Origin of the sequence: Enterobacter sp. Ag1 (genome assembly GCA_000277545.1) — a bacterium.
Classification (GTDB): Bacteria; Pseudomonadota; Gammaproteobacteria; order Enterobacterales; family Enterobacteriaceae; genus Cedecea.
The window spans coordinates 58,865-72,491 of record AKXM01000010.1; the positions used below are offsets into that span (position 1 = coordinate 58,865).

Below are 13,627 nucleotides of genomic sequence, written 5' to 3' on the forward strand. Positions count from 1 at the left end.
CTCAGGCGAAGTAGCTTTGCAGCGTATTGATGACGGTGCGTTGGTTCACTGGCGGCAAGTTATAGAAAAGCGGCAGGCGAAGCAAACGCTCACTTTCACGAGTGGTGAAGCGATCTTCCCCGTGGAACCGACCAAATTTCTCACCGGCCGGGCAAGTATGCAGCGGAATGTAGTGGAACACCGCCAGGATCTCCGCTTCTTTCAGGTAGGAAATCAGCGCGCTGCGGTCTTCAATATCGCGCAGCTTGATGTAGAACATATGGGCATTCTGCACGCAATTTTGAGGAATAGTCGGAAGTTCGATACGCCCGGCTTTTGCTAACGGCAAAAGAGCGTCGTGATAGGTTTGCCACAGCTTCAGACGCTGCTGGTTAATCTGTTCTGCCGCTTCAAGCTGCGCCCAAAGATAAGCCGCCTGCAGATCGGCCATTAGGTAGCTTGAGCCAATATCACGCCAGGTGTATTTATCCACCTGACCGCGGAAGAACTGACTGCGGTTGGTGCCTTTCTCACGAATGATTTCTGCCCGCTCGATTAAAGCAGGGTCGTTAATGAGCGTCGCGCCACCTTCCCCGCCCGCGGTGTAGTTTTTCGTCTCATGAAAACTGAAACACCCGATGTGGCCAATTGCACCCAGCGCGCGGCCTTTATAAGTCGACATCACGCCCTGAGCGGCATCTTCCACCACAAACAGGTTATGTTTTTTGGCGATGGCCATAATGGTATCCATTTCACAGGCCACTCCTGCGTAATGGACCGGCACGATAGCTCGCGTTTTTTCAGTAATTGCCGCTTCAATTTTTGTTTCGTCGATGTTCATGGTATCAGGGCGCACGTCCACAAAGACGATGACGGCCCCTCGAAGCACAAAGGCATTAGCCGTCGAAACAAAGGTGTAGCTCGGCATGATCACTTCATCGCCAGGCTTGATATCCAGCAGGATAGCGGCCATCTCCAGCGAAGCTGTACAAGACGGCGTCAGCAGCACTTTCTTGCTGCCAAAACGTTGCTCCATCCATTGCTGGCAGCGGCGAGTAAATCCCCCGTCTCCGCACAGTTTGCCGCTGCCCATAGCAGCCTGCATGTATTCAAGTTCAGTACCAACGACCGGCGGAGCGTTAAATGGGATCATTTTTTCACCTGTATAACCAGAAGGCGGAGCTTTCTATGGTGGCACCGCTTTTAATGTAGCGACGCAGCGCGGCGGTATTACTCACCTGAGTTGCCACCCGCAGGGTTTGCAAACCACGCTGACGACACCAGTCTTGCGCAGCAGCCATCAGTTCCTCGCCCAATCCTCGTCCAGCAAGCAGGCCAATTCTGGCCTCGACATCATTTAACTGCCGTAACGTCACAAAGCCCTGGGGCTCATCGCCGTTCTGCCGCAACAGGCACTGGTGATCGAACGTGCCAAGGACGGCGTTTTCAATCCATTGCGCATAGAAACGGCCGCTGTCCCCGGCCTTATACCAGGGCGTACGAAAGCGGCTTTGCGTGAATACCTGAGAAGCCGCCTGGCGAAGCGAAGGGATATCATTCGGCTGGGCGATATCGACGGGAATATTTGCATTTTGCGTGCCAACAGAAAGGGCCAAATCCACTTCACCTTCGACAAGCTGGAAGCCAAGCTGCTGCAGACCATCCAGCCAGTCGGTACGATGAGAGGGAATTTTTGCCTGGACGCGCGACCAGGTATTTAACTGATCTTCCTGCAGCGCGGGGGCTTCCTCAGAGAAGCGAACCGCGCAGCTGTTTACGTCAAAGAAACGATTTTCCCAGTCCAGAGGATTCAGGGTGCCGTGAATTGGGCTCATAGTCAGTTATCGCCAAACACCTTTGGTGTCGACAATCCACGGCTGATGCACCTTATCAGCAGGAACAGCTTTAAATTCTTTATGATCAACCAGCATCACCAGCACATCAGCCTGTGCAAGCGCGACGTCTGCCGAAGTTAATTCACAGTGGCCGACAAGCTTCCCTGGTAACTCGTGGATATTGGGTTCCACCACCAGCGTTTTACCGCTGTGCCATTCGGCCAGTATCTCGGCAATTTCCATTGCCGGACTTTCACGTAAATCGTCGATGTTGGGTTTGAAAGCAAGACCGAAGCAGGCGATGGTTAATTCGCTGGCGCGGCGGCCTGTTTCAGCCAGGCAATCGGCTATCGCAGCTTTAACCTGATTAATGACCCAGAACGGCTTGCCGTCGTTCACTTCACGTGCGGTGCGGATAAGACGAGCCTGCTCCGGATTTTGCGAAACGATAAACCATGGATCGACCGCAATACAGTGCCCGCCAACGCCGGGCCCAGGCTGCAGTACATTCACGCGAGGATGGCGATTGGCCAGGCGGATAAGTTCCCAGACGTTAATCCCCTGATCGGCACAAATCAGCGAGAGTTCGTTAGCAAAAGCAATATTAACATCGCGGAAGCTGTTTTCCGTCAGTTTACACATTTCGGCTGTGCGAGAGTTGGTGATAATACATTCGCCTTTAAGGAAAATATTATACAACTCGCTTGCGCGGGCAGAACATACCGGCGTCATACCGCCAACGACGCGATCGTTTTTGATAAGCTCAACCATCACCTGCCCCGGTAAAACGCGTTCCGGGCAATAGGCGATATTGATATCCGCAAGCTCCCCTACCTGTTGAGGGAAGCTCAAATCCGGACGCAGGGCAGCCAGCCATTCCGCCATTTGCTCCGTCGCGCCAACGGGAGAGGTTGATTCCAGCACGACAAGCCCCCCTTTCTTAAGTACGGGCGCAATGGATTCTGCAGCCGCTTTCACATAAACCATGTCGGGTTCATGATCGCCCTTAAAAGGGGTTGGCACAGCAATCAGATAAGCATCGGCCTCGACGGGCTGCACGGTAGCGCTCAGGTATCCGCCCTCAACGGCAGATTTCACCACTTTGTCTAAATCAGGCTCAACGATGTGAATTTCACCTCGATTAATGGTGTCCACCGCCCGCTGGTTAATGTCCACGCCGATGACTTTTCGCTTGCTGGAGGCAAACGCGGCAGCGGTAGGCAGGCCTATGTAACCAAGGCCAATAACAGAGATGGTGGCAAAACTCATGATCTCACCTGATGTTGTTTTAAGGCATTCAAAATACGGCGGCAGGCTTCTCCATCCCCGTAAGGGTTATGGGCACGGCTCATCGCCTGGTATTCTTGCTCATCGCTGAGCAGTCGAGTGACCTCTGCCACAATTCGCTCTTCATCAGTCCCCACCAGCCGCACAGTGCCGGCGGCAATAGCTTCAGGACGCTCAGTGGTTTCACGCATGACTAACACTGGCTTCCCAAGAGAGGGTGCCTCTTCCTGAATACCACCGGAATCGGTCAAAATAAGCCAGGCGCGATCCATGAGATAAACAAACGGCAGATACTCCTGAGGCTCAATCAAAACAACGTTATCAACGTGCCCCAAAATTCGTCTTACCGGCTCACTGACGTTTGGATTCATATGAACCGGATATACGATTTGCACATCGCTGTTTTGTGCGGCAATTTTTGCCAACGCGTGGCAGATACGCTCAAACCCTTCGCCGAAACTTTCCCGACGGTGTCCGGTGACCAGAATCATTTTTTTTCCGGCATCGAGGAAGGGATGTTTCGCCTCTATTTCCTGGCGTACAGATTCCTGAGTCAGGACGCGATCTCGCACTGAGAGCAAGGCATCAATAACGCTATTGCCAGTCACGAAGATTTTTTGTTCGCTGATATTTTCTTTCAGCAGGTTCTGACGCGAGTTTTCCGTCGGTGCAAAATGCCAGGAAGCAAGATGTCCAGTTAATGTACGGTTTGCTTCCTCCGGCCACGGGGAGTAAAGGTCGCCGGTACGTAACCCCGCCTCAACGTGTCCAACAGGGATCCGCTGGTAGAAGGCAGCAAGGCTTGCAGCAACGGTCGTGGTTGTATCGCCATGAACCAAAACAACGTCCGGCTTAAAGGATTCCAAAATAGGCTTCAGCCCTTCCAGAATTCGGCAGGTAATTTCCGTCAAGCCCTGCCCCGGTTTCATAATGTTTAAGTCATAGTCTGGTGTAATGGAAAAGAGGTGTAATACCTGATCCAACATCTCACGATGCTGTGCCGTTACACATACTTTCGCGTCAAAAAACGCGTCTTTTGCCAACGCATCCACCAACGGCGCCATTTTAATAGCTTCCGGGCGCGTGCCAAAAACGGTTAATACTTTCACGGTGATTCTCTTATGTTGAATAAAGTGGAGGCATTCCATCGCTCCTCCACAAGATAAAGGGCCTACGCGGTCTTTGGACGGCGAGCTAAAGCTACTCCAGCACCAACCAGTGCCCCAACCGCACCCCACATAATCAGCAGGAATGCACGACGAGGGCTGTCACGCTTAACTGGCTCTTCTGGCGTGCGTAAATAGCGATAGTTTTGGAAACGAGTATCGACGGTTGGTCCGACATTCAGCGTGTTCAGCATCGCCCGGTTTTGATCGTAATCGATATCAAAATCAGGGCCCACGGCCTGAAGGCTTTCCAGGCGTGCCTGCAACATAGGGCGGCCCAGCATGAACATTTCTGAATCCGGAAGTTCTTCTGCGGGAACATTCGTTTCGCTGCGGGTGATATTTTGCTGTTGAGCGATTTTCAACGCCTGCTCAATGCTTTTTACTTTGCGATCGTAGATAGAGTGCGCGACAGCCTCCTGCCGTTTAACCTGCGCTTTCATCTGAACGGTACGGGCCGCCCAGGCCCCGGTCAACTCTTCGTTCAGGTGGCTAGCCGCGCGCTGGCTTGCAAAAGCAACGTATTGCCGTAAAAGATTGTTGGCATCTGCAGCGGTTTCAGCCACCAGTTTGACGCTGTCGTTAATATTGCGCGCGCTGTCACCAGGGGTGTACTGAATATTGTCGACAATCTCATCCAATAGCGCGGCATCCGCTTTACTGTTACCGACCTGACGCTGCTTGTAGTAATCCGTCTGTAGCCAGAAATCTCTGCGGGTATCATACGCAGAAAGCTGCACAACGAATTCTTTATAGGCTTCGTCCATGACCGAAGGCTGATCCGCCGTCGCCATATTCGCTTTCACATCGAGGTTGCGCAGAAACTGTTGCTGAGAATAGTAGCCCCCCAGCATATTGACCGTTGGACGATCAGTGATAGCCGTTGCACTCCACTCTTGTTTCGCTAAAAAGGTGTAAATCAGCGCAATAAGGGCAAACACAAAGGCAATTCCGATAATCCAGAATTTGCCCTGCCACAGCGTACGGAACAGGCCGCGGATATCCAGCTCGTTCTCTACCACCGGGTAATTACCTGGCATATGCTCTTTCATCGCTTCCCCAATTCAAGTCAGACTAAATGTTTACGTTGTTTCTTCGAGTGCGACGTTTATGGCGCCTGATAAAACGAGCGACTTTCCAGGCTCGTTTAATACAAAAATCGTATAGCACAAATGCTAGCAAGAACAATGCCAACATCAGCCATTCTGGAACAAAGTGCACATATTCACCGGCAACGCCGATACCAGCAAGCAGCGCTGCGGCCAGGGTAATCAGCACAAAAGCCTGCCTTGAGGTAAATCCCGCCCGCATGATCAAATGATGAATATGCTGCCGATCCGCGGAGAACGGGCTCATACCTTTGCGCAACCGTCGATACATAATCGCAATCATGTCCATCAGCGGAATCGCAATAATCCATAACGCGGTGACCGGGCTGATAGGATGTGTTTTACCCTGGGTGGTTTCCAGCAGGATCCAGATAATCGTAAAACCGAGCAGCGTACTGCCGGCATCGCCCATAAAAACTTTATAGCGCCGCCCCAACAGGCCAAGGTTCAAAATGATATAAGGCAAAATGGCAACGATCATCGCGAAACACCACATCGCCAGGCTGTGCTGCCCATCCAGCAGAAGGATGATGCCCATGGCCGCAAAAGAAACCGAAGAGAGTCCCCCCAACAACCCATCAATGCCATCCACCATGTTGAAAGCGTTGATTGCCGCCCAAACCGCAAACAGCGTCAGGAAGTAACCAAAAGGCCCCAGCACCAATTCCCAGGGGCCTAAAATATAGCCGAGGCTACCAAGGTAAAGATTGCCGATGACCATCATGACAATCGCAATAATTGCCTGCACCGCAGCACGAATTTTCACGCTAATGTCGTAACGATCGTCCAGGGCACCTACCAGTACCAGCGTGCCGGCACATAACAGGTATAGCCAAAGATGCGGGATATAATAATTGCCGATCAAAAAAGTAAAGCAAACGCCGGCAAATACGGAAATACCGCCCACCAGCGGGACCGTCCCCTGATGGCGTTTACGGAAATTGGGTTTATCAACCAGGCCAACGCGGCGGGCAACTTTGCGCGCACAAAAAAGGAATGCAGTAGTGAATAAAAAAATGAGGATCAGGTCAGTTCCAGCGGTGAGTAGATTCACAGTGCAGGCTCTCGGAAAAATGGAAGACCAGACGCAACAACATATTTAAATCTCCCTGCAAGACAGGTATTAGTCACAAATTCCTCCCTGAAGCTGCAGCAAATAATACAGGCAAACAAAATAATCAAAGATGATGACGCAGTATCCACTGCCATCATAAAGCTGGCTATAGGAATTAGCCGCGTACATATCGTATAGAGCAGAAACGAAAAACGCCACGACTAAGCGTGGCGTTCCCCGAGTTTTTGTTGCTTACGAGCGCTTCATCATGTCGAAGAAGTCATCGTTTGTTTTGGTCATAGCCAGCTTATTGATGAGGAATTCCATGGCATCAATTTCACCCATTGGATGAATGATTTTGCGGAGAATCCACATTTTCTGCAGCTCTTCCTGCGTGGTAAGCAGCTCTTCTTTACGCGTACCGGAACGGTTGTAATCGATGGCCGGGAAGACGCGTTTTTCAGCGATCTTACGGGACAGATGCAGTTCCATGTTACCGGTACCTTTAAACTCTTCGTAGATGACTTCATCCATTTTAGAGCCGGTATCGATAAGCGCGGTGGCGATAATAGTCAGGCTACCGCCCTCTTCCACATTACGTGCAGCACCGAAGAAGCGTTTTGGACGATGCAGGGCGTTCGCATCCACACCACCAGTCAGGACTTTGCCCGATGCCGGAACAACGGTGTTGTAGGCACGAGCCAGACGAGTGATGGAATCGAGCAAAATGATAACGTCTTTCTTATGTTCAACCAGACGTTTCGCCTTCTCGATAACCATTTCGGCAACCTGAACGTGGCGAGAAGCCGGCTCATCAAAGGTAGAAGCAACAACTTCACCTTTAACCAGACGCTGCATCTCGGTGACTTCTTCTGGACGTTCGTCGATCAGCAGCACCATCAGTACACAGTCTGGGTGGTTATAGGCAATGCTCTGCGCGATGTTCTGCAGCAGCATGGTTTTACCGGCTTTTGGCGGTGCCACGATCAGACCACGCTGGCCACGACCAATTGGCGAAGCCAGATCCAGTACACGTGCGGTTAAGTCTTCGGTAGAACCGTTACCACGCTCCATACGCAGACGAGAGTTTGCATGCAGAGGCGTTAAGTTTTCGAACAGAATCTTGCTACGGGCGTTTTCCGGCTTATCGTAGTTAACTTCGTTAACCTTCAGCAGCGCAAAGTAGCGTTCGCCTTCTTTTGGCGGACGAATCTTACCGGAGATGGTATCCCCTGTGCGGAGGTTGAAACGGCGGATTTGGCTGGGAGAAACGTAGATGTCGTCAGGACCGGCGAGGTAGGAGCTGTCTGCGGAACGGAGGAAACCAAATCCATCCTGCAGTATCTCCAGCACACCGTCACCAAAGATATCTTCGCCACTCTTAGCGTGTTGCTTCAGGATGGAGAAAATGATGTCCTGCTTGCGCATGCGGGCTTGGTTTTCCAGCCCCATATTTTCGCCGAGAGTAATCAGCTCAGAAACCGGCGTATTCTTTAATTCGGTAAGATTCATAATGGTGGGTTCTTAAACTCGGGGTAAATCTCGAACTTAGTTTCGTGAATGGTATGGCAGGGTCATCCATGCCTGTTTAATGGCTACCACACATGTCTGATCGCTGCCTGGTCATAGGAAAAACGCAGAACTGAAACGACGAGACGGAATGGGTGATAAGCCCGAATTCGGTTATGCGTCCGTTGTGATTGCTGTAAAAGAGAGTTGATTTGACAGCGAACGGGAAGCATTAAGGTAATACAAAGATTCAAACTTAAGGGCAAGTTTAAAGCGAAGTCATAGGTAACTTAGCATGTGTGACGCCGGGCGTCCAGCAGCTCGCAAAAAAATGCAAGTGCGGCACGCACCGGCTGAGATTCCATTATGCCAGATTGGCGTCGAGGAACTCTTTTAACTGGCCTTTAGACAGCGCACCCACTTTGGTCGCAGCGACTTCGCCATTTTTGAACAGCAACAGGGTTGGGATACCGCGGATGCCGTACTTCGGTGCCGTGCCCGGGTTCTGGTCGATGTTCAGCTTAGCTACGGTGATTTTGCCCTGATATTCATCAGCGATCTCGTCGAGAATCGGGGCGATCATTTTGCATGGACCACACCACTCTGCCCAGAAATCAACCAGAATCAACCCTTCAGCTTGAAGCACGTCCGTGTCGAAACTGCCGTCAGTCAGGTGAATAATTTTATCGCTCATGTTCAACTCCACAGGATTATGTCTACCTTGTTGGTGTAGCATTAACCAACTTGGGGTGACTTTATTTCACCCGGTTTATTTCAACGGATGTGCTTTCGTAAAGCAATAGTAAACTGATATTCTACCACACTATGAGCAAAACACATTTGACCGAAAAGAAGTTTTCCGACTTCGCCCTGCACCCTAAGGTGATTGAAGCCCTTGAAAATAAAGGGTTCCATAACTGCACCCCAATTCAGGCACTGGCACTTCCGCTGACTCTGGCGAATCGTGACGTTGCAGGGCAGGCGCAAACCGGTACAGGCAAAACGATGGCGTTTCTGACGTCCACGTTCCACTATTTACTTTCTCACCCGGTTCCAGAGAACCGTCAGGTGAATCAACCGCGCGCCTTGATTATGGCGCCAACCCGCGAGTTAGCGGTACAGATTCACTCTGATGCGGAACCGTTAGCTCAGGCGACTGGCCTGAAGCTTGGCCTTGCCTATGGCGGCGACGGCTATGACAAACAGCTGAAAGTGCTGGAAAGCGGCGTCGATATTTTGATCGGCACCACCGGCCGACTGATTGACTACGCTAAACAAAATCACATTAACCTGGGCGCGATTCAGGTTGTCGTCCTGGATGAAGCGGATCGCATGTACGATCTCGGCTTTATTAAAGATATTCGTTGGCTGTTCCGCCGCATGCCGCCGGTCACCCAGCGCCTGAATATGCTGTTCTCAGCCACACTTTCCTACCGCGTACGTGAACTGGCTTTCGAGCAGATGAACAACGCGGAATATGTGGAAGTTGAGCCCGAACAGAGAACCGGCCACCGCATTAAAGAAGAGCTTTTCTATCCTTCTAACGAAGAGAAAATGCGTCTGCTGCAAACGCTACTCGAAGAAGAATGGCCGGACCGTGCCATCATCTTCGCTAACACTAAACATCGCTGTGAAGATATCTGGGGCCATCTGGCTGCCGATGGTCACCGAGTTGGTTTGCTAACCGGCGATGTCGCGCAGAAAAAACGCCTGCGTATTCTGGAAGAGTTTACTCGTGGCGATCTGGATATTCTGGTCGCAACAGACGTGGCAGCTCGCGGTCTGCACATCCCAGCTGTGACGCACGTATTTAACTACGATCTGCCGGACGACTGTGAAGATTACGTTCACCGCATCGGCCGTACCGGTCGTGCCGGGGCAAGCGGTCATTCCATCAGCCTGGCATGTGAAGACTACGCGCTGAACCTGTCGGCGATTGAAACCTATATTGGCCACGCCATTCCGGTAAGCAAATATAACGCTGAAGCACTGTTAAATGAGTTCCCACCGCCAAAACGTCTGACCCGTAGCCGCCCTGGCAACGGTCCACGCCGCGGTGGCGCTCCTCGTGGTAATCGTCGTCGCGCAGGTTAATAATCTATGCTAAGTACCGCCTCACTCTATGCAGCAATTGATCTGGGTTCTAACAGTTTTCATATGTTGGTTGTGCGTGAGGTGGCAGGAAGCATACAAACCCTGACCCGCATTAAGCGAAAAGTTCGCCTCGCTGCTGGCCTCAACAGCGAGTGCGTTCTCTCCCCGGAGGCCATGGAGCGTGGCTGGCAATGCCTGCGCTTATTTGCCGAACGACTCCAGGATATCCCTCAGAATCAAATTCGCGTCGTGGCTACGGCCACGCTGCGTCTCGCCGTTAATGCCGATGTTTTTTTGCAAAAGGCGCAGGAAATCCTGGGTTGCCCGGTGCAGGTTATTCGCGGTGAAGAAGAAGCCCGCCTGATTTATCAGGGCGTTGCCCACACTACAGGCGGCGACGATCGCCGCCTGGCCGTTGACATCGGTGGTGCAAGTACCGAGCTGGTAACGGGCACCGGGGCGCAAACAACCTCGTTATTCAGCCTCTCAATGGGCTGTGTCACATGGCTGGAGCGTTTCTTTAGCGACAGAAACCTCGCTCAGGAAAACTTCGCCGCGGCAGAAACGGCGGCTGCAGAAGTGCTCAGCCCGGTCATTGCCGAGCTTAAAAGCCACGGCTGGAAGATTTGTGTTGGCGCGTCTGGAACCGTGCAGGCGCTGCAAGAAATCATGATGGCGCAGGGGATGGATGAACGCATTACCCTGGCAAAACTTCAACAGCTAAAACAGCGAGCGATTCAGTGCGGCCGGCTGGAAGAGTTGGAAATTGAAGGCCTTACGCTTGAGCGCGCGCTGGTTTTCCCAAGCGGCCTGGCCATTCTCATCGCCATCTTCCAACAGCTTGATATTGAATGCATGACGCTTGCAGGCGGCGCGCTGCGTGAAGGTTTGGTCTATGGAATGCTGCATCTTGCGGTGGACCAGGAGATTCGCCAGAGAACGCTACGTAACGTTCAGCGCCGTTTTATGGTAGATACCAGCCAGGCGGCTCGCGTGGAGCAGCTTGCGCAGAATTTTGCTTCACAAATCGCAGAACCGTGGGGGCTGGATCCCCTCAGTCAGCAGATGCTGGCGAGCAGCGCCCTGTTGCATGAAATTGGCTTAAGCATCGATTTTAAACATGCCCCGCAGCATGCGGCCTATCTGGTGAGAAATCTGGATTTGCCGGGCTACACGCCCGCGCAGAAAAAATTGCTGGCAACGCTGCTGCTTAACCAGACCAATCCCGTCGATCTCTCTTCACTCCACCAGCAAAACGCAGTCCCGCCGCGCGTGGCGGAAAGACTCTGCCGTCTTTTACGTCTGGCGATTATTTTCGCAAACCGCCGCAGAGACGATATCCTGCCCGAGATTAAACTGCAGGCCGACGGCGAAACCCTGCATCTGGCATTGCCCGACACCTGGCTTGCCTGTCACCCTCTCGGTGCCGAACTGCTGGAACAGGAAAAACTCTGGCAGAGCTATGTTCACTGGCCGCTCAGCGTCAATTAATCTAGCTTTTACGCGCTTTGGCCAGCATCTCGCGGATGTTGGCCACATTACTCTGCCCTTTTTGCATCCGCTCTTCGGCAGAAACCACTTTCCGCTCAGTTTCCCAGCTTAAATCGTCCTGTGGCAGCTCCATCAGGAACCGGCTTGGTTCAGGCCGTATCAGCTCGCCATACTGCCGGCGCTCCCGGCAAAGCGTAAACGTCAGCTCTTTTTGCGCCCGGGTAATCCCCACGTAAGCCAGACGACGCTCTTCATCCACGTTATCTTCGTCGATGCTGCTTTGGTGCGGCAAAATCCCTTCTTCCATGCCCACAAGGTAGACGTAGGGAAATTCCAGCCCCTTAGAAGCATGTAGAGTCATCAACTGAACCTGATCGGCCTCTTCTTCGCTTTCACCACGCTCCATCATGTCGCGCAGGGTAAAACGCGTCACCACCTGGATTAACGTCATCGGCTCATTCAGGTCATTGCCTTCAAGCATCTCGGTCATCCAGCTGAAAAGCTGGTTAACGTTTTTCATCCGCATTTCGGCAGCTTTTGGGCTGGGCGAGGTTTCGTACAGCCAGCTTTCGTAGTCGATGCCGTGGATCAGGTCTCGCACGGCGGCCACCGGTTCGCGCTCGGCAAGCGTTGCCACGTCCCGCAGCCAGTGGGTAAAACGCTGCAACGCATCAAGGCCGCGCCCGCTGAGCGTCTGGCTTAACCCCATATCGAAGCTGGCAGTAAACAGACCTTTATTGCGCTGCATCGCCCACTCGCCAAGCTTTTGCAGCGTTGCCGGGCCAATTTCGCGCTTGGGTGTATTTACAATACGCAGAAATGCGCTGTCATCATCCGGGTTCGTCAACACGCGCAAATAGGCGAGCAGATCTTTAATTTCCGGACGAGAGAAAAATGAAGTACCGCCGGAGATACGATACGGGATGCGGTTTTGCATCAGCATCTTTTCGAACACCCGCGACTGGTGGTTGCCGCGGTACAGAATCGCGTAATCTTTATAGTTGGTTTTATTAATAAAGTGGTGGGCGATAAGCTCGCCGGTGACGCGTTCGGCCTCATGCTCTTCATGATTAGCCGTCACGACTTTCAATTCTGCGCCGTGTTCAAGTTCAGAGAAAAGCCGCTTCTCAAAAACGTGCGGATTGTTGGCGATCAGAATATTGGCCGCATTCAAAATCCGGCGGGATGAGCGGTAGTTCTGCTCAAGCTTGATGACTTGCAGCGCCGGAAAATCTTTGCTCAGCAGAACCAGGTTTTGCGGATTTGCCCCTCGCCAGGAATAGATAGACTGGTCATCGTCGCCTACAACGGTAAAGCGCGCCCGCGCGCCAACCAACAGTTTCACCAGCTCGTACTGGCTGGTGTTGGTATCCTGATATTCATCTACCAGCAGATAGCGAATACGGTTTTGCCAGCGCTCCCGGACTTCTGCATTGCGCTGCAGCAGCAGCGTTGGCAGCAAAATCAGATCGTCAAAATCCAGCACGTTGCAGGACTTCAGGTGCGTGTCGTAAAGGCCGTAGCAATGGGCAAAAATACGATCCCGTTCGCCCTTCGCCTGCGCGGCGGCCTGCGCCGGAGACAACAACCCGTTCTTCCAGTTGGAGATGGTTGAAATCAGCTGTTGAAGCAGCACCTTATCGTTTTCTAACAGGCCTTCAGTTAGCTCTTTTAGCAGCGCGGTCTGATCGGTATCGTCAAACAGCGAGAAGTTAGATTTCATACCAAGCGCCGCGTACTCGCGCTTGATAATCTCCAGCCCAAGCGTGTGGAAAGTCGAGATCATCAACCCCCGTGCCTCTTTGCGCCCCAGCGTCTGCGAAACGCGCTCTTTCATTTCGCGGGCGGCCTTATTGGTAAAGGTCACCGCCGCGATTTGGCGCGCCTGATAGCCACTTTCGCGAATCAGATGCGCAATTTTATTGGTGATAACGCGCGTTTTACCCGAGCCCGCCCCGGCCAAAACCAGGCAGGGTCCGGTGACAAATTCGACGGCTTGTTGTTGGCCAGGGTTTAAACGCATACGGTCACTCAATGAAAGTCAGGAGGGGACAAAAACAGCGTGGTAGTATAGCGAGCGTAATCAACATGACTCAAGGCACT

General features: G+C 52.4%; 11 protein-coding genes. 2 read left to right on the forward strand and 9 right to left on the reverse strand.

Annotated features, from left to right (window positions below; translation table 11 throughout):
- Position 1 precedes the first annotated feature (1 nt).
- The 8 genes from rffA to trxA form a co-directional block, all read right to left on the reverse strand.
- On the reverse strand, positions 2-1,132 hold the full coding sequence (rffA, locus tag A936_RS05750; protein ID WP_008455546.1) for a dTDP-4-amino-4,6-dideoxygalactose transaminase: 1,131 nt from the start codon (positions 1,130-1,132) through the stop codon (positions 2-4).
- 4 nt (positions 1,133-1,136) lie between these two features.
- Positions 1,137-1,814, reverse strand: a complete 678-nt coding sequence (gene rffC, locus A936_RS05755; protein ID WP_008455548.1) for a dTDP-4-amino-4,6-dideoxy-D-galactose acyltransferase — start codon at positions 1,812-1,814, stop codon at positions 1,137-1,139.
- A 6-nt stretch (positions 1,815-1,820) separates the two neighbouring features.
- Positions 1,821-3,083: a UDP-N-acetyl-D-mannosamine dehydrogenase gene (gene wecC, locus A936_RS05760; protein ID WP_008455550.1), complete on the reverse strand. Its 1,263-nt coding sequence runs from the start codon at positions 3,081-3,083 to the stop codon at positions 1,821-1,823.
- On the reverse strand, positions 3,080-4,210 hold the full coding sequence (gene wecB, locus A936_RS05765; RefSeq protein WP_008455552.1) for a non-hydrolyzing UDP-N-acetylglucosamine 2-epimerase: 1,131 nt from the start codon (positions 4,208-4,210) through the stop codon (positions 3,080-3,082). Before wecB ends, wecC begins: the two co-directional genes overlap by 4 nt.
- A gap of 62 nt (positions 4,211-4,272) precedes the next feature.
- The gene (wzzE, locus tag A936_RS05770; RefSeq protein ID WP_008455554.1) at positions 4,273-5,319 is read right to left on the reverse strand and encodes an ECA polysaccharide chain length modulation protein; all 1,047 of its coding nucleotides are present in this window, start codon (positions 5,317-5,319) and stop codon (positions 4,273-4,275) included.
- 22 nt (positions 5,320-5,341) lie between these two features.
- A complete protein-coding gene (wecA, locus tag A936_RS05775; RefSeq protein WP_008455556.1) occupies positions 5,342-6,430 on the reverse strand; it encodes a UDP-N-acetylglucosamine--undecaprenyl-phosphate N-acetylglucosaminephosphotransferase in 1,089 nt (362 codons plus the stop codon).
- Positions 6,431-6,682: 252 nt separating this feature from the next.
- Entirely contained in the window at positions 6,683-7,942 is a 1,260-nt protein-coding gene (rho, locus tag A936_RS05780) for a transcription termination factor Rho (RefSeq protein WP_008455558.1), read from the reverse strand.
- 361 nt (positions 7,943-8,303) lie between these two features.
- Positions 8,304-8,633, reverse strand: coding sequence for a thioredoxin TrxA (trxA, locus tag A936_RS05785; protein WP_008455560.1), 330 nt, complete (start codon positions 8,631-8,633; stop codon positions 8,304-8,306).
- Between the two features lie 131 nt (positions 8,634-8,764).
- On the opposite strand from trxA, the gene rhlB reads away from it, so the two are divergent.
- The gene (gene rhlB, locus A936_RS05790; RefSeq protein ID WP_008455563.1) at positions 8,765-10,033 is read left to right on the forward strand and encodes an ATP-dependent RNA helicase RhlB; all 1,269 of its coding nucleotides are present in this window, start codon (positions 8,765-8,767) and stop codon (positions 10,031-10,033) included.
- A gap of 6 nt (positions 10,034-10,039) precedes the next feature.
- Complete coding sequence (gppA, locus tag A936_RS05795) at positions 10,040-11,524, forward strand: guanosine-5'-triphosphate,3'-diphosphate diphosphatase (RefSeq protein WP_008455565.1); 1,485 nt, start codon at positions 10,040-10,042, stop codon at positions 11,522-11,524.
- 1 nt (position 11,525) lies between these two features.
- Here gppA and rep read toward each other — a convergent pair whose 3' ends face one another.
- The gene (gene rep, locus A936_RS05800) at positions 11,526-13,547 is read right to left on the reverse strand and encodes a DNA helicase Rep (protein ID WP_008455567.1); all 2,022 of its coding nucleotides are present in this window, start codon (positions 13,545-13,547) and stop codon (positions 11,526-11,528) included.
- Positions 13,548-13,627: the final 80 nt, after the last annotated feature.